The sequence below is a fragment of the Burkholderia sp. LK4 genome, from assembly GCF_001043615.1.
Classification (GTDB): Bacteria; Pseudomonadota; Gammaproteobacteria; order Burkholderiales; family Burkholderiaceae; genus Burkholderia; species Burkholderia cepacia.
The window spans coordinates 44,505-60,308 of the sequence record NZ_LDUL01000084.1; the positions used below are offsets into that span (position 1 = coordinate 44,505).

Here is a 15,804-nt window from a genome sequence, read left to right on the forward strand (position 1 = left end):
TGCATTCACCATGTGCCCGGCGCCGCGCCGGGCATGCAAAAACGGCTGCCTGTCGGGCAGCCGTTCTCGTATTGATACTTGCCGCGACTCAGCGCGACTCAGCGCGACTCAGCGCGACTCAGCGCGACTCAGCGCGACTCAGCGCGACTCAGCGCGACTCAGCGCGACTCAGCGCTCATGCCGCGCATCGCGCTCACCACTCGGCGACGCTGCCGTCCGCGTGGCGCCATACCGGGTTGCGCCAGCGGTGGCCCGTCTTCGCCATCTCGCGCACCTTCTCCTCGTTCACGTCGATGCCGAGCCCCGGGCCCTGCGGGATCGCGACGAAGCCGTCCTCGTAGCGGAACACCTCGGGGTTGCGCAGGTAGTCGAGCAGGTCGTTGCCCTGGTTGTAGTGGATGCCGAGGCTCTGCTCCTGGATGAACGCGTTGTAGCTGACCGCGTCGAGCTGCAGGCACGCGGCGAGCGCGATCGGGCCGAGCGGGCAGTGCAGCGCGAGCGCGACGTCGTAGCTCTCCGCGAGCGTCGCAATCTTGCGGCACTCGGTGATGCCGCCCGCGTGCGACGCGTCGGGCTGGATGATGTCGACGTAGCCGCCCGCGAGGATGTGCTTGAAGTCCCAGCGCGAGTAGAGCCGCTCGCCGAGCGCGATCGGCGTGTTGGTCTGGTTGACGATGTCGCGCAGCGCCTCGGCGTTCTCCGACAGCACGGGCTCCTCGATGAACATCAGCTTGTACGGGTCGAGCTCCTTCGCGAGCACCTTGGCCATCGGCTTGTGCACGCGGCCATGGAAGTCGACGCCGATTCCGACGTGCGGGCCGACCGCGTCGCGCACGGCCGCGACGTTCGCGATCACCTGCTCGACCTTGTCGTAGGTGTCGACGATCTGCAGCTCCTCGGAGCCGTTCATCTTCACGGCCTTGAAGCCGCGCTCGACCACCGCGCGCGCATTGTTCGCGACGTCGCTCGGCCGGTCGCCGCCGATCCACGAATACACCTTGATTCGATCGCGCACCTGGCCGCCGAGCAGCGCATGCACCGGCACGCCGTGATGCTTGCCCTTGATGTCCCACAGCGCCTGGTCGACGCCCGCGATCGCGCTCATCATGATCGGGCCGCCGCGGTAGAAGCCCGCGCGGTACATCACCTGCCAGTGATCCTCGATCAGCAGCGGGTCGCGGCCGACGAGGTAGTCGGCCAGCTCCTGCACGGCGGCCTCGACCGTGTTCGCGCGGCCTTCGACGACAGGCTCGCCCCAGCCGACGATGCCCTCGTCGGTTTCGATCTTGAGGAACAGCCAGCGCGGCGGGACGACGAAGGTTTCGAGGCGGGTGATTTTCACGATGCGGGTCTCCATGATTGACCGGCGCGGGCAGTCGGGTGCCGCGCGCGGTCGCGTGCTTTCGCGGTTATCCTAGCGCGGACCGATAAAAAATAGTATTAATAGCACTATTGTGCAGATAGTGGGCAGCCGGTGCACCCGGGGTACCGGCATAACGGAGAACGATCATTCGACGCGACCTGCATGGACAGACGGCCTTCCGGCTCGCCACGGCGATCCTGCGCGGCGACTACCCGCCCGAGTCGCTGCTGCCGAGGGAACCCGACCTGATGGAGATGTACGGCGTGAGCCGCACGGTGATGCGCGAGGCGCTGCGCACGCTCACGTCGAAGGGGCTCGTCGAGTCGCGGCCGAAGATCGGCACGCGCGTGCGGCCGCGCGGCGCATGGAACCTGCTCGACGCCGACCTGCTCGACTGGTATGCGCGCGTCGCGCCGCCGCTCGCGTTCGCGCTGAAGCTGCAGGAGATGCGCGAGATGGTCGAGCCATACGCGGCCGCGCTCGCCGCGCGCATGCATACACCGGCAACGTTCGAGGCGATCGACGGCGCGGCGCGTGCGATGGCCGCTGCGCGCAACGTCGACGAATGGGTGCGTGCCGACCTGCGTTTTCACCTGAGCGTGCTCGAGGCCGGCGGCAACGAACTGCTGGTGCCGCTCGGCACGCTGATCGATCGCACGCTCGAGGCGCAGCTGCACCTGAACGCGCGCCGCGCGGACGTGTACAACGCGTCGCTCGCCGAGCACACGGCCGTCAGCGACGCGATCCGCATGCGCGACGAGGACGGTGCGCGCCGCGCGATGGCGGCGTTGCTCGCGGTGACGCGCGCGCGGATCGAGATGTCGTGACGCGAAACGGCGGGCGGCGCGGTCAGGCGTTCGCGCAGCCGCCCGGCTTGTGGATGCGCTCGGTCGACGCCGGGTATTTCGCGAGCAGGCTCGCCGGTCGCCGCGGGCGCACGGCGAAGTCGCCGCCGCAGTTGGGGCAGCGGCCCTTCAGCACGTCGTCGGCGCAGGTCGCGCAGAACGTGCATTCGAACGTACAGATGCGGGCATCCGCCGAATCGGGCGGCAGGTCCTTGTCGCAGCATTCGCAGCCGGGGCGCATTTCGAGCATGACGGTTTTCCTTGTTCGGACAGGGGCGGGAAGGGCGCCGCCGGACATTGCGCGCGGCGCATCTGCGCGCTACTGTACCCGCCTGGATCGGTCTGGCCAACGGTGTCCCGCCGGGGCGCCGCCGATGCGCACGGGCCGCACCGGGAGACGACCATGATTTATCGCGGAAGCTGTCATTGCGGAGACGTGAAGTTCGAGGCGGAAGGCGACCTGCAGGGCGTGATGGCGTGCAACTGCTCGATCTGCCAACGCAAGGGCGCGCTGATGTGGTTCGTGCCGCGCGATCGCATGACGCTGCTCACGCCCGACGCGCACCTCGCCACCTACATGTTCAACAAGCACGTGATCAAGCACCGCTTCTGCAAGCGCTGCGGGATTCACACGTTCGGCGAGGGCGTCCACCCGAACGGCACCGCGATGGTCGCGATCAATGTGCGCTGTCTCGAAGGTGTCGATCTCGACGCGCTGCCGGTCACGCACTACGACGGCCGCTCGCACTGAGCGGCGCGTCGCCGCATGACACGACGTGCGGCCGTCAGGACGGTTGCGCGGCCGCGGCACCCGTCGCCGGCGCTGCCGCCTGCGGGGCGGCGCCCGCGGTATGCGTGCCGGTGCCGGCCGGGCGTTCGATCAGCGGCGCGAGTGCCGGCGCCATCGACTTCAGCAACTGCACGGCCATCGCGCTCGTGAAGTCGTAGCGTGCCGCGTACGGTTCGTGCGCGGTTGCCGTCAGGACCCCGAAGAACCGGTCGCCGAGCACGAACACGAACGTGCCGCTGCGGTTCACCTTGCGCGACTCGATCAGCCGTGCGCCGCGCGCATAGACGTTGAAGCGCTGGTCGCCCGTCCCGGTCTTGCCGTACACGTCGAGCGTCTTGCCGTCGGGCAGCGTGAAGCCGCCCGCGAGGCGGCGCGCGGTGCCGTTGAGCACGACGTCGCGCAGCAGCGTGTGCGCGACGTTGACGATCTCCGGCGACAGCATCGGTTGCGGCTGCGCGGCCGCGCGCACGAAGCGCGTTTCGTACGGCGTGCCCTTCGCGAAGTCGAGCTGCGTGATCGTCTCGGTCGGCGCTTTCTGCCCGCCGTTCGCGATCAGGCCGATCAGTTTCGCGAGCGCGTCGGGCTGGTCGCCCGATGCGCCGATCGCGGCCGCGTACGACGGCGTGACTTCCGCGAACGGGTAGCCGAGTGCCCGCCACGACTTCGTGATTTCCGCGTACGCGCGCAGTTCGACCATGCGACGGATGCGCCGGTCCTGGGTCGCGTGGTAGCGCGTCTTGTATAGCCACGAGTACGTGTAGAAACGCGCGTCGCGGCTGTCGCGCTGGACATCGGCAAGCGGCGCCGCCGGGTGGGCGCGCAGGTAGTTGAGCGTCCACAGCGCGAGCGGATGCACGCTCGCGATATAACCGCGATCGTTGAGGTTGAAGCGGTCGATCGCATACTTCGCGTAGAGCCTGGCGAGATCGTCGTCGGACAGTGTCGCGGCCGGCGTGCCCTTCAGTTGCGCGCGCATCTGCGCGTCGAACCACGCGAGCGATTCGTTCGGCGCGACGCTGCGCAGCACCGTCGCGATCTTCGGCGGCGACTTGCGCACGTCCTTCAGCATCAGCGCGAGCGCGTCGTCGGGCGCCTTGCCCGCATAGCGCGTGTAGTAGCGCTTCACGTAGACCTGGCTTTCGCCGTCGACGAACTGCTGCAGGTAATGCCGGCGCTGTTCGGGGTCGCCGAGCCACGACGACGACGGGCCGGCCGCCTGCAGCGTCTCGTAGTGGACGATGTCGCGCATCAGCCGCACGAACACGAGGTTGACCGAGTGCTCGAAGGCCGCGTGCAGCGTCAGGATGCGGCCGTTGTCGGACTTTTCGAAATTCGAGAACACCTGTGCGCCGCCGCCCGTGTAGAACACGTCGGGGCTCGCCGAATACTTGCGTTCGACGGCCGCGTCGAGCATCGCCTGCAGCGAGCGGTCGCGCGTATGCGACAGGTAGTCGAGCGCCCAGTGCGACAGCCCGTCGATCGGGTCGGGCTTCACGCGGGCCAGCTCCGCGTTCGACAGGTTCGTGTAGCGCGCATGCAGGTCGGACACGATCTGCAGGTAGGTGATCAGCGTGCGCAGCTTCGCGGTCGAGCCGAGGTTGATGCGGCCGCCGCGATTGACGTCGAACGGCTCGTTCACGCTGTCGGTCTGCACGCGCAGCAGGTTCGCGCCGTTGCGGTGTTCGTACAGCGTGAAGCTGTACGTGAGGTGCGACGGGTCGTCCTTCGGCGCGAGCATCTCGAAACCGTACAGGCCGGCCGCCTGCGCGCCGTCGCGCGTCGACGCCCGTGCGAGCCGTTCGGCGACGGCCTGCTGCACGCCGTTGTCGAGCGTGCTGGTCGCCTGCAGGTCGAACTGGTCGAGCTGGTACAGGTCGCTGATGCCGAGCGCCGACAGCAGCGACGCGCGCGCGGACGTCACGGCCTTGCGCGACACGAACGACTGCACGTGCGCGGCGGCCGGCGGCGCGCTGCGTTCGATCTGCGCGGCAAGCGCGGCGTCGCGCAGCGCCGGCGAGATCACGCCGCCGTTCGACAGCAGCCTCAGGTAGCTGTCGGTCAGCCGCTCCAGGGCCGGATAACCGCGATTGAGGAAGTACGACGGCGCGCGCTGCGCGATGATCAGCGACAGCACCTCGCGGAACGCCTTGCCCTGTTCGTCGACGTTGTCGCCCGTCGTCGGCGCGGACAGGATGCGGTTCACGTCGTTGAAGTCGCGGCCGTACCACGCGGCGAGCCCATCGCCGATGCCGGTGATCTCGCCGATGTGCGGTCGCGCGGCGAGCGGGACGGAATTCAGGTAGCGCACGACGATGGTACGGCGCGCGGGCATCGTCTGCGGGCCGTTCAGGTACGCACGCACCGACGCCGACGCGATCTGCCGCAGCTTCTCGGGCGGCGTCGCGGTGCGGCCCTCGGGCGAATGTCGGAACTTCTCGATCTGCGTCGCGAGCGTGCTGCCGCCCGGGCGCGCCTGGTGGCGGTTGACGACGTGCAGCGCCTGGTCGGCGAGCGCGCGGCTGAAGCGTCCCCAGTCGATTGCCGGGTTGCGGTTCGGCTCGTTCGCGTCGAGCAGGTAGCGATCCTCGATGAACAGCAGCGAATCGGCGATCACCCGCGGCACCCTGTCGAAGTCGGCATAGACGCGCTGTGGGAACACGGTCGCGAACAGCGGTGCACCGGTCGAGTCGAACAGCGTCAGGCCCGCCTGGTCCTTCTCCTCGAACGGGAGGAACAGCCCGCGATCGCCGATCGACAGCATCCGCTGCGAATCGCGCGCCTGCTTGCCGACGACGAAGCCGCGCGCGAGCAGCCGCTCCTGGAACGCCGGAATCATCGCGTAGCCGAGGCGCTGGTCGTACGGGCCGTTCGCGGGGAAGCGGATGCGATCGCTCGGGCCCGCCTCGAGCGTGTAGCCGACGTCGCGGGTGAGATCGGACAGGTAGTGCGCCTGCAGCCGGGACGTTTCGATCTCGCTCTGCACAAGCCGCGCGACGATCGCCACCGCGATCAGCAGCGCGGCGAGCAGGGACCACTTGACCCACGTCCAGACCGATGCGGGACCGGTCACGCGCGGCAGGATACGATTCAGCGGCCGATTCATGGCGGCGTCTCCCTGAAGGCGCGGGCTCCGGCCGCACCCCATTAAGGATTAGTGTAGTCCTCCGCAGCGGGCTGCCAAGGGCGTCGACTACCGAGATGCGTCGACGCAACGTGCATGCCTGTGATGCGGGGCAACGGGCGCCGCGCCGCGATGGTGCGCGCCGCTGCGGCTTAAACGTTTGCGCGTTGCGCGCGGCGACGTCCGCGTGGCAGGGGCGACGCCGGGCAGGCCCACGTGGCCGGGCCGACGGACGATGCACGGATTTCGTGCGCTGCGGCATCGTTCCAATTCGGGCCGGAACCCGTTCGTGAAAGAGAGGCGTCGCACGGCGACGCTACGGGTTTCCGCGATAGCCGCGCGCGCCGGCGGCGGGTACGATCGCCGGATGTGCGGCGCATGTCCGCTTCCGCCCGGAGTCCCATGGCGATCCATCCCGTCGCACTCGTGTGCACGGCCATCCTCGGGCTGCTGCTGTTCGGGCTCGGGTTCGTCGTGTCCGTCACGCGCTTTCGATGCACCATCGGGTCCGGGTGTGCGTCCGACCCGACGAACGGGCTGCACAAGATCGTGCGCGCGCACGGCAACACGGCCGAATACGCGCCGTTCCTCGCGGTGCTGTTTCTCCATTTCGGCGCGCACGATCCGTCTCGCGCGATCCTCGTGCTGATCGTCGCGGCAACCGCGTGCCGCTGCCTGCTGGTGATCGGATTGCTCGCATGGCCGACGATGGCCAACCCGAATCCCGTGCGTTTCATCGGCGCGCTCGGCACGTACCTGTGCGGGGCCGCGCTGTGCATCGCGCTGTTCGTCTGAACGCTGGCGCTACCGCCACAGCAGCGTCGCGCGATCGTGCCGGCGCACGGCTTCGACGAAGCAGTGGATCAGGTAGTCGCAGGCAATCGTGTTCAGCGCATCGCGGCGCGTGAGCACGCCGACCGACACGGCCGGAATCGTTTCCTCCACGTCGATCGCGACCATCCGCTCGCGAATCCAGTCGATTTCCATGAAGCTCTTCGGCACGCACGACACGGTGTCGGTGTGCACCGACAGCGAAAACGCCGCGCTGAACGACGTGCATTCGACGATCGGCTGCGGCGCCGGATAACCGTGTGCGACGAACACGTCCTGCAGCAGCCGGCCGATGCTTTCAGGCGACGTGTTGAGGATCCACTGCGCGTCCTGCAATTGCGCGAGCGACGTGCAGTGACGCAGCGGATTGCTCGCGCGCGTCATCAGGATCAGTTCCGATTCGAGCAGCGGCCGGAACGTGAATTCCGGCGACAGCCGGGCCGCGTCGACGATCGCGATCACGAAGTCGAGTGAGCCGTCGCGCAGCCGCGGCAGCGCCGTGTCGAGAAATCCTTCGCGCACGTCGAGGCGGATCGTCGGCATGCGCTGCCGGAACGCGTCGAGCGCGGCCGGCAGGAAGCCGAGCGACACCAGCGGCGTCAGCGCGCATGCGAGCGCACCTTCCTTGCCGCCCGACAGCTGGATCACGTCGTCGCGCGCGTGCTGCATCTCCGCGAGGATCAGCCGCGCGCGGGCATAGACGGCCTGCCCGAAACGCGTGAGCTGCGCGCCGCGCGCGTTGCGCGTGACGAGCGGCACGCCGAGATCGAGTTCGAGTTCGCGGATCGCCTTCGTCAGCGCGGGCTGCGACAGGTGGATCGCGCGCGCGGCCGCGCGCAGGCTGCCGTGTTCGGCGATGGCGGCAAGCGCCCGGAGCTGGTGGTGTTTCACGGCGAGGCGGGGCGCGGCGGCGGTGGCGACGTTCGTATCCTACACCGCGTTTCCGCGCGGAAAGCACGCGATAACCGTGCGTTATCACGATCGAAAAATGTCGCTCCGGGCTGCGTATTTTGAATGCCTAGACTGCATGCGCAGGCCGTCCAACGGGCCGTGCACACGACACGCATCACCAGTACGGAGACACACCTTCATGAAGGCGCCCCGAGCAGGCAGCATGTTCGGCGGGCATGTCGGCGACGTTGCCGCATCCCCGTCCAATCGTCAGCTGATTGTCGCGATCACGATCGGCAACGGCCTCGAATTCTTCGATCTCACCGTGTTCAGTTTCTTCGCGGTGCTGCTCGGCAAACTGTTCTTTCCCGCGGTCTCCGCGCAGCAGCAGTTGCTGATGTCGGTCGCGACCTTCGGCGTCGGCTTCATCGCGCGGCCGATCGGCGGTGTCGTGATCGGGCTCGTCGCCGACCGCTTCGGCCGCGTGCCCGCGATGAACCTCACGCTCGTCACGATGGCGATCGGCACCGGGATGATCGGCGTGCTGCCGACCTATGCGCAGATCGGCATCGCGGCGCCCGTGCTGGTCGTCGTCGCGCGGCTGCTGCAGGGCTTTTCGGCCGGCGGCGAGGTCGGCGTATCGACGTCGCTGCTCGCCGAGCGCGCGCCGGCCGGCGAACGCGGCTACTACACGAGCTGGCAGTTCGCGAGCCAGGGCGCCGCGGCGCTGGCCGGTTCGTTCGTCGGCTTCCTGCTGTCGCATTTCCTCGATACCGCCTCGCTCGAAGCGTGGGGCTGGCGCGTGCCGTTCCTGCTGGGCGTGCTGATCGCACCGATCGGCCTCTACCTGCGCGCACGCTTCAGCGCGCTCGAGCAGCACGCGCCGGCCGCGGCCGCGCGGCGTTCGTCGGCCGTGCTCGGCACCGTGCTGCGGCGCGACGGCGGCGCCGTGCTGACCGCGCTCGGCCTCGTGGTCGGCGGCACGGCCGCGCACTTCATCGTGCTGTATTACATGTCGACGTACGCGATCAAGGTGCTGCACCTGCCGATGGATACCGCGCTGTGGTGCGGGATCCTGTCCGGTGCCGTGATGTTCGTCGCCGCGCCCGTCGGCGGACGGCTGTCGGATCGCAACGGCAGCAAGCGCGTCGCGCTGTGGTCGCGCCTCGCGCTGACCGTGCTGATCCTGCCGGGCTTCTGGCTGATCCGCGCGGTGCCGTCGATCGCGACGATGTACGCGGTCGTGATGCTGCTCGCCGCGCTGCACTCGATCAACGCGGGCGCGAATGGCGTGATCCTCGCGGAACTGTTCCCGAAGAGCACGCGCGCCACCGCACTGTCGATCGCATATGCGGGCGGCGTGTCGATCTTCGGCGGCTTCGCGCAGTTCATCGTCACGTGGATGATCGGCGCGACCGGCAATCCGGCGGCGCCAGCGTGGTACGTGATCGTCTGCGGCGTGCTGTCGCTCGTCGCGCTCGCGTTCGCATCGGATCGCAGCGAACACGATGCGTGACCGCTGCCGCCGCCTTCCTTTCCGCTTTCTTCCCCGCTTTTTTCCCTCTTCGCCCCGAACCGTATGACCGCCACCGTTTCGCTATCGTCCCCGCCCGCCGACGTGATGGCCGGCGACCTGTGCGACCTGTCCGCCCGCACGATGCTCGACCTGCTGAAGACACGGCAGATCGGCGCGTGCGACCTGCTCGATGCGCATCTCGCGCGGATCGCGACGGTCAACCCACGCGTGAATGCGCTCGTGACCGTCGTCGATCCCGACGTGCTGCGCGCCCGTGCGCGCGACATCGACGCCCGCTGGATGCGCGGCGAATGGCAGGGGCCGCTGCACGGGCTGCCGGTGTCACAGAAGGATCTCACCGCGACGCGCGGCGTGCGCACGACCTACGGTTCGCGGTTGTTCGCCGATCACGTGCCGCTGCATGACGCGCTCGTCGTGCGCCGCTGCGCGAGCGCCGGTGCGCTGATGATCGGCAAGTCGAACACGCCCGAATTCGGCGCCGGGTCGCATACGTTCAACGACGTGTTCGGCGCGACGCGCAACCCGTGGGACCTGACGCGTTCCGCGGGCGGCAGCAGCGGCGGCGCGGCGGCCTCGCTCGCGTGCGGGATGAATCCGCTCGCATGCGGCAGCGACATGGGCGGTTCGCTGCGCAACCCGGCCGCGTGGAACAACGTCGTCGGGTTGCGGCCGTCGCCGGGCCGCGTGCCGCGCGCGCCCGACCTGAACGGCTGGGCGACGCTCGGCGTCGACGGGCCGATGGCGCGCGACGTGGCCGATACCGCGTTGCTGCTGTCGGCGATCGCCGGGCCGGGCGGCGAGACCGCGACCGAACTCGCGGACCCGGGCGCGCGCTTCGCGCAGCCGCTCGAACGCGACTTCCGCGGCACGCGCATCGCGATGTCGCGCGGCCTGCCCGGCGTGCCGGTCGATCCCGAGATCGCGCGGGCGGTCGATGCGCAGGCGCGTGTGTTCGCGGCGCTCGGCTGCGAAGTCGAATTCGACGATCCCGATCTGTCGGACGCCGAGGACGTGTTCCGCATCGAGCGCGCATGGATGATCGGCACGCTGGTCGACGGGTTCGACGATGCGCAGCGTGCGGCGCTGAAGCCCGAGATTCACGATGAATACCGGCTGCATCGGTCGCTGACGGCCGCCGATCTCGGCCGCATGTTCGTGCGCAAGACGCGGCTGTTCGAGCGGATGCGCACGTTCATGCAGCGCTACGCGTTCTACGTGCTGCCGACGACACAGGTGATGCCGTTCGACGTCGGCCTGCGCTCGCCTGCGCACGTGCAGGGGGCCGCGAGCACGTCGTACATCGACTGGATGCGCGTGTGCTGGTACCTGTCGTCGACCGAGGCGCCGATCCTGTCGGTGCCGTGCGGCTTCGGCGCGACCGGTTTGCCGATCGGCATGCAGATCGTCGGCCGCTATCGCGACGACTGGGGCGTGCTGCAGTTCGGTCACGCATACGAAGTCGCGGCCGGCCGCCGCTGGGCCCCGCCGGCGGTCGTCGCCGACGCGATGCGCTAGCCGTCCTCCCCGATTTATCCCTGACCGTTCCGGTTTGCTCCGGAGCAGGCCGCGCGCCTGCGGGGGACGCGCACGCCTGCGTTTTGCCATTCGACCCGCGCAATGGAGACCTTCCGATGAAAAAACGGCTGTTGGCAGGCGCGGGCGTCGCGCTGATCGCGGGTGCGGCGCACGCACAGAGCAGCGTGACGCTGTACGGCATTATCGACGAAGGGCTGACCTACACGAGCAACCTTGCGGTCGCCGGCCCGAACGGCACCGTGAGCGGCAAGCCGGCGTGGCGGATGCTCGGCGGCGTGCAGCAGGCGAGCCGCTGGGGGCTGCGCGGCGTCGAGGATCTCGGCGGCGGGCTGGCGGCCGTCTTCACGCTCGAGAACGGCTTCGACCCGAGCACCGGCAAGCTCGGGCAGGGCGGGCTGATCTTCGGCAAGAAGGCGTTCGTCGGGCTGTCGGGGCCGTTCGGTACCGTCACGCTCGGGCGCCAGTACGACACCAACGTCGACTTCCTCGGGCCGCTCGAGGCCGCCGCGCTGTTCGGCGGCTACATGGTTGCGCACCCCGGCGATCTCGACAACGTGAACAACGCGAACTCGACCAACAACGCGATCAAGTTCACCAGCAACGACTACGGCGGATTGCGCTTCGCGGCCATGTACGGCGTGGGCGGCATCGCGGGCGCGGCGACGCGCAACCAGGTGTGGTCGATGACGGCCGGCTACACGCGCGGGCCGCTCGTGGTCGCGGCCGGCTACCTGAATGCGCGCAACCCGAACGTGTCGTTCTTCGGCACGACCGGCAGCCCCGCGCCGGTCGTCGGCGGCGTGCCGGGCAACAACATGCTGTCGCCCGTGTATTCCGGTTATGCGTCGGCGCGCACGCTGCAGGTCGCGGCGGCGGGCGGCACCTACGCGATGGGCGCGGTGACGCTCGGCGCGATGTACACGAACACGTCGTTCCGCGGGCTCGGCGACCTGTCGTCCGGGCCGAACCCCGGCGGCGTGTCCGGCAATGCGGTGTTCAACAACGTCGAGGGCAGCGTGCGCTACCAGTTCACACCCTACCTGTTCGGCGGCGTCGCGTACGACTACACGCGCGGCGGAGGTGTGAACGGCCGCGACGGCGCGACGTACCACCAGGTGGCGGCCGGGCTCGACTATTTCCTGTCGAAGCGCACCGACGTGTACGCGACCGCCGTCTTTCAGCGCGCATCGGGCACCGATTCGACGGGGCACGCGGCGGTTGCCGCGATCAACGGCCCCGGCGCGTCCGCGAACGACCGCCAGTTCGAGGCGCGGATCGGCATCCGGCACAAGTTCTGACGGATGCGGCGATCGGCAGGCGGCGGCCGCGAGCGGTGATATGCTCGCGGCACGCCCGCGATCGACGGGCGGATTCCGATTGCCCGTGTGCGGCCTTGATGCCGCGCTGCACGGCATTTCCGAGGGAAGAACCGACACATGAGCCGCAAATTCATTCTGAAGGGCGACACGACCGACCACGGCGGCGTGGTGCTCGAAGGGATCGCCAATTCGTCGTTCGACGGACGTGAACTCGCCTATCTCGGCGCGTCGGTGTTCTGCGCCGCCTGCAAGTCGCCCGGCGTGATCGTGTCCGACGGCGGCGAGCGGACGATGACCGTGATGGGCAAGGTCGTCGCGCTCGAACACGACCTGTGCCAGTGCCAATGCACGCCGCAGCCGAAGCTGATCGCGTCGCAGGCCACCGGGACGATCACCGGATGAAACCCGCCGCGCGGATGCGGCCGGCATCCACGCGGCCTCGACGCACGGCCAACGGCCGTCAGACGCTGCCTTCGGTTTCGATCACGAGGATGCGTGCTTCGCCGAGCGGATGCGCGACGTGCTCGGTGCCGGCCGTCGCATGGAACACGTCACCCGTTTCGAGCACCGTCGCGTGCTCGACGCCTGCCTCCCGATAACGCATCTCGACGCGACCGTCGAGCACCGCGAACACTTCCTCGCCGTCGTTCACGTGCCATCGATACGGCTGGTCGGTCCAGTGCAGGCGAACCGTGATGCCGCGCAGGTTCGCGATGTCGAGCGCGCCCCACGCACGGTCCGCGGTGAACGCGGCGCTGCGGACGATGTTCATCGATATGTTCTCCGGCGCGAGTGCGCGTCGTCTTTCAGTCGTCGAGGCAATTTCCCCGTACCCGCATTCAGCGCGACATCGCGCGCAGCGCCTGCTCGATCGTCGCCTTGCGCTTCGCGAAACCGGCCGCCGAACGTTCGGTGACGCGCTTCACGACGGCTGCCGGCGCGGTGTCCGGCGAACCTGCGTCGAACGGCGGTGCGGGCGCGTATTCGAGTTGCAGCTGGATCGCCTGCGCTTCCTCGTCGCCGGCCAGTTCCGCGGCGATCGTCAACGCGAAGTCGATGCCGGCCGTGACGCCGCCGCCGGTGATCAGGTTGCCGTCGCGCACCACGCGCTCGCGCACCGGCACCGCGCCGAGCGGTTCGAGCAGCGTGTGGAATGCCCAGTGCGTCGTCGCGCGCCGCCCGCGCAGCAGGCCGGCCACGCCGAGCAGCAGCGCGCCCGTGCAGACCGACGTCACGTAGCGCGCGGTGGCCGCGCGCTGCTGCACGAAGGCGATCGTTTCGGCATCGAGCAGCAGTTCGTTGATCCCGATGCCGCCCGGAATGCAGATCACGTCGAGCGGCGGGCAATCGTCGAACGTGCAGGTCGGCGCGAGCGCGAGCCCGCTGCTCGACGCGACGGTGTCGCGCGACTTCCAGACCAGGTGGACGGCCGCGTCGGGCAGCGACGCGAGCACGTCGTGCGGGCCGGTGAGATCGAGTTGCTGGACGCCCGGGAACACGAGAAAGCCGATATGCAGGGTCATGCGAAGACTCCGGTTGGAAGGGGGCGCACCGTTGCCGGCGCGGGATGGACAGATCGATTCTAGGCGCGTAGTGTTTGGCGAAATTGCCATATCGCCCACGTTTTCAGCCAATCGCCATGCCTGCCGCCCCGCGTTCGATCCTGGTCCTCGCGTTCCCTCGTGCCCAGCTGCTCGACGTGTCGGGGCCGCTGCAGGTGTTTGCGTCCGTCAACGAGCTCGCGCTGGAGCGCGGGCAGCCGGCGCCCTACGCGCCGCGTGTCGTCGCGGCCGAGGCGGGGCCCGTCGAGACGTCGTCGGGTCTCGTCGTGATGGCCGAGTCGCTGCGCTCGGCCGCACGCCATCCCGATACGCTGATCGTCGCCGGCGGCAAGGGCGTGCATGCGGCATCCCGGGACACACGGCTGGTGCGCTGGGTGCGGCAGCAGGCGGCGCGCACGCGGCGCGTGGCGTCCGTCTGCACCGGCGCATTCCTGCTCGCCGAGGCCGGCCTGCTCGACGGGCGCCGTGCGGTCACGCACTGGGCGCGCTGCGACGAGTTCGCGGCGCGCTATCCGAACGTGCGCGTCGAATCCGATCCGATCTTCATCCGCGAAGGCGCGCTGTGGACCTCGGCCGGCGTGACGGCCGGCATCGATCTCGCGCTCGCGCTGGTCGAGGAGGACCTGGGGCGCGCGACCGCGCTCGACGTCGCGCGCGAACTCGTCGTGTTCCTGAAGCGCCCGGGCGGACAGGCGCAGTTCAGCACGATGCTGTCGATGCAGCGTACCGACGACCGGTTCGGCGAACTGCATGCGTGGATGGCGGAGCACCTGACGGCCGACCTGTCGGTGCCCGCGCTGGCCGAGCGCGCAAGCATGAGCGAGCGCAGCTTCGTGCGCCACTACCGCGCGGGCACCGGCCGCACCCCCGCGCGCGCGGTCGAGCAGCTCCGCGTCGAGGCCGCGCAGCGCCTGCTCGGCGAAACGGCGTGGCCCGTCAAGCGGATCGCCGCGCGTTGCGGCTTCGGCTCCGAGGAGACGCTGCGACGCTGTTTCGTGCGGGTGCTGGGCGTGTCGCCGCAAGGCTATCGCGAGCGATTCGTGCGATAACGCACGGCGTACGGCTGCGCTCGGGGCCGGAACGATCGCCGAGTGCGACTGAACGGAAATCGATCGTTTTCCAGTCCGAAACGCGGAAACTATTCAGGATCGGAGAACAATGGATGGGGGCTTGTGCCGTGCCCGTCGCGCGCTCTATTCTGTTTCGTTGGCGATTCGAAGGGGGAGCAGCATGGACCGAATCCAGGCAATGGAAGTTTTTACCCGTGTGGTCGACGCGAACAGCTTCACACGCGCGGCCGACACGCTCGCGATGCCGCGCGCGTCGGTGACGACCATCATTCAGAACCTCGAGGCGCTGCTGGGCGTGCGCCTGATGCACCGGACGACACGCAGGCTGTCGCTGACGCCGGAAGGTGCGGCGTACTACGAGCATTGCACGAAGATCATCTCGGAGATTGCGGAGGCCGACGCGAGTTTCCAGACGGGCAACCGCAAGCCGAGCGGCGTGCTGCGTGTCCACATGCCGAGTTCGCTCGGGCGGCGCATCGTGCTGCCGTCGCTGTCGATTTTCCGGCAGCGCTACCCCGACATCACGCTCGAACTGGGGCTCTCCGACCGCTACGTGGATCCGGTCGAGGAGGGCATCGATTGCATGATCCGGGTCGGGCCGCTCGAGGATTCGTCGATGGTCGCGCGGCGGATCGGGATGCTGAAGCGCGTGACCTGCGCGTCGCCCGATTACCTCGCGCGTCACGGCGAGCCGCACGAGATTGCCGATCTCGCCGACCATCACGCGGTGAATTTCCGTGCGAGCCACGGCGCGCGTGCGATTCCGTGGGTGTTCATGATCGACGGGAAGCCGTTCGAGGTGCGGATGAACGGCAGCGTCACGGTCAACGATTCGGATGCCTACGTGACGTGCGGGCTCGAAGGGTTCGGGATGATCCAGCCGACGCTGTTCATGGTGCTGCCGAACCTGCTCGACGGCTCGCTGGTCGAGGTGCTGCC

At 68.9% G+C, this 15,804-nt stretch carries 15 protein-coding genes; 9 read left to right on the top strand and 6 right to left on the bottom strand.

All coding sequences use genetic code 11. The features are described 5' to 3' along the window. Window positions 1-193: 193 nt before the first annotated feature. Window positions 194-1,342 carry a galactonate dehydratase gene (gene dgoD / locus VK92_RS33865; RefSeq protein ID WP_048026353.1) on the bottom strand — a complete coding sequence of 383 codons (1,149 nt, stop codon included), beginning with the start codon at window positions 1,340-1,342 and terminating at the stop codon, window positions 194-196. A gap of 215 nt (window positions 1,343-1,557) precedes the next feature. On the opposite strand from dgoD, the gene VK92_RS33870 reads away from it, so the two are divergent. After that, complete coding sequence (locus VK92_RS33870; protein WP_331457556.1) at window positions 1,558-2,190, top strand: FadR/GntR family transcriptional regulator; 633 nt, start codon at window positions 1,558-1,560, stop codon at window positions 2,188-2,190. Window positions 2,191-2,212: 22 nt separating this feature from the next. Here VK92_RS33870 and VK92_RS33875 read toward each other — a convergent pair whose 3' ends face one another. Beyond that, window positions 2,213-2,458 (bottom strand): DUF1272 domain-containing protein, encoded by a 246-nt coding sequence (locus VK92_RS33875; RefSeq protein WP_021160177.1) that lies wholly within the window; start codon window positions 2,456-2,458, stop codon window positions 2,213-2,215. A 153-nt stretch (window positions 2,459-2,611) separates the two neighbouring features. Between VK92_RS33875 and VK92_RS33880 the strand changes: the two genes are divergently transcribed. Beyond that, on the top strand, window positions 2,612-2,959 hold the full coding sequence (locus VK92_RS33880; RefSeq protein ID WP_048026339.1) for a GFA family protein: 348 nt from the start codon (window positions 2,612-2,614) through the stop codon (window positions 2,957-2,959). 34 nt (window positions 2,960-2,993) lie between these two features. On the opposite strand, the gene VK92_RS33885 is transcribed toward VK92_RS33880, so the two are convergent. Continuing rightward, complete coding sequence (locus tag VK92_RS33885; protein ID WP_048026341.1) at window positions 2,994-6,101, bottom strand: transglycosylase domain-containing protein; 3,108 nt, start codon at window positions 6,099-6,101, stop codon at window positions 2,994-2,996. A 420-nt stretch (window positions 6,102-6,521) separates the two neighbouring features. Between VK92_RS33885 and VK92_RS33890 the strand changes: the two genes are divergently transcribed. Further along, complete coding sequence (locus tag VK92_RS33890) at window positions 6,522-6,914, top strand: MAPEG family protein (RefSeq protein WP_048026343.1); 393 nt, start codon at window positions 6,522-6,524, stop codon at window positions 6,912-6,914. A gap of 9 nt (window positions 6,915-6,923) precedes the next feature. Here VK92_RS33890 and VK92_RS33895 read toward each other — a convergent pair whose 3' ends face one another. Continuing rightward, window positions 6,924-7,841, bottom strand: coding sequence for a LysR substrate-binding domain-containing protein (locus VK92_RS33895; protein WP_021160181.1), 918 nt, complete (start codon window positions 7,839-7,841; stop codon window positions 6,924-6,926). 199 nt (window positions 7,842-8,040) lie between these two features. Here VK92_RS33895 and VK92_RS33900 point away from each other — a divergent pair, with 199 nt between their 5' ends. The 4 genes from VK92_RS33900 (at window position 8,041) to VK92_RS33915 (ending at window position 12,635) form a co-directional block, all read left to right on the top strand. Beyond that, window positions 8,041-9,357 carry an MFS transporter gene (locus VK92_RS33900; RefSeq protein ID WP_021160182.1) on the top strand — a complete coding sequence of 439 codons (1,317 nt, stop codon included), beginning with the start codon at window positions 8,041-8,043 and terminating at the stop codon, window positions 9,355-9,357. A gap of 63 nt (window positions 9,358-9,420) precedes the next feature. After that, window positions 9,421-10,893, top strand: a complete 1,473-nt coding sequence (locus VK92_RS33905) for an amidase (RefSeq protein WP_048026344.1) — start codon at window positions 9,421-9,423, stop codon at window positions 10,891-10,893. Between the two features lie 116 nt (window positions 10,894-11,009). Next, window positions 11,010-12,212 (top strand): porin, encoded by a 1,203-nt coding sequence (locus tag VK92_RS33910; protein ID WP_048026346.1) that lies wholly within the window; start codon window positions 11,010-11,012, stop codon window positions 12,210-12,212. 138 nt (window positions 12,213-12,350) lie between these two features. Further along, complete coding sequence (locus VK92_RS33915) at window positions 12,351-12,635, top strand: PAAR domain-containing protein (protein ID WP_048026348.1); 285 nt, start codon at window positions 12,351-12,353, stop codon at window positions 12,633-12,635. 58 nt (window positions 12,636-12,693) lie between these two features. On the opposite strand, the gene VK92_RS33920 is transcribed toward VK92_RS33915, so the two are convergent. Together VK92_RS33920 and VK92_RS33925 are read right to left on the bottom strand one after the other, a co-directional pair. Continuing rightward, the gene (locus tag VK92_RS33920) at window positions 12,694-13,005 is read right to left on the bottom strand and encodes a cupin domain-containing protein (RefSeq protein WP_048026350.1); all 312 of its coding nucleotides are present in this window, start codon (window positions 13,003-13,005) and stop codon (window positions 12,694-12,696) included. Window positions 13,006-13,072: 67 nt separating this feature from the next. Beyond that, entirely contained in the window at window positions 13,073-13,756 is a 684-nt protein-coding gene (locus tag VK92_RS33925; protein WP_021160187.1) for a DJ-1/PfpI family protein, read from the bottom strand. A gap of 116 nt (window positions 13,757-13,872) precedes the next feature. Between VK92_RS33925 and VK92_RS33930 the strand changes: the two genes are divergently transcribed. Together VK92_RS33930 and VK92_RS33935 are read left to right on the top strand one after the other, a co-directional pair. Then, window positions 13,873-14,844 carry a GlxA family transcriptional regulator gene (locus tag VK92_RS33930; RefSeq protein WP_048026352.1) on the top strand — a complete coding sequence of 324 codons (972 nt, stop codon included), beginning with the start codon at window positions 13,873-13,875 and terminating at the stop codon, window positions 14,842-14,844. A 181-nt stretch (window positions 14,845-15,025) separates the two neighbouring features. After that, window positions 15,026-15,804 (top strand): LysR family transcriptional regulator (locus VK92_RS33935; protein ID WP_048468222.1); only part of this gene is annotated, 779 nt, incomplete at its 3' end.

What these genes read in the sequence shown, in the direction of transcription:
- VK92_RS33875 (WP_021160177.1), bottom strand. Translation starts at nt 2,458, where the DNA reads ATGCTCGAAATGCGCCCCGGCTGCGAATGCTGCGACAAGGACCTGCCG.
- VK92_RS33880 (WP_048026339.1), top strand. Translation starts at nt 2,612, where the DNA reads ATGATTTATCGCGGAAGCTGTCATTGCGGAGACGTGAAGTTCGAGGCG.
- VK92_RS33885 (WP_048026341.1), bottom strand. Translation starts at nt 6,101, where the DNA reads ATGAATCGGCCGCTGAATCGTATCCTGCCGCGCGTGACCGGTCCCGCA.
- VK92_RS33890 (WP_048026343.1), top strand. Translation starts at nt 6,522, where the DNA reads ATGGCGATCCATCCCGTCGCACTCGTGTGCACGGCCATCCTCGGGCTG.
- VK92_RS33900 (WP_021160182.1), top strand. Translation starts at nt 8,041, where the DNA reads ATGAAGGCGCCCCGAGCAGGCAGCATGTTCGGCGGGCATGTCGGCGAC.
- VK92_RS33905 (WP_048026344.1), top strand. Translation starts at nt 9,421, where the DNA reads ATGACCGCCACCGTTTCGCTATCGTCCCCGCCCGCCGACGTGATGGCC.
- VK92_RS33910 (WP_048026346.1), top strand. Translation starts at nt 11,010, where the DNA reads ATGAAAAAACGGCTGTTGGCAGGCGCGGGCGTCGCGCTGATCGCGGGT.
- VK92_RS33915 (WP_048026348.1), top strand. Translation starts at nt 12,351, where the DNA reads ATGAGCCGCAAATTCATTCTGAAGGGCGACACGACCGACCACGGCGGC.
- VK92_RS33920 (WP_048026350.1), bottom strand. Translation starts at nt 13,005, where the DNA reads ATGAACATCGTCCGCAGCGCCGCGTTCACCGCGGACCGTGCGTGGGGC.
- VK92_RS33925 (WP_021160187.1), bottom strand. Translation starts at nt 13,756, where the DNA reads ATGACCCTGCATATCGGCTTTCTCGTGTTCCCGGGCGTCCAGCAACTC.
- VK92_RS33930 (WP_048026352.1), top strand. Translation starts at nt 13,873, where the DNA reads ATGCCTGCCGCCCCGCGTTCGATCCTGGTCCTCGCGTTCCCTCGTGCC.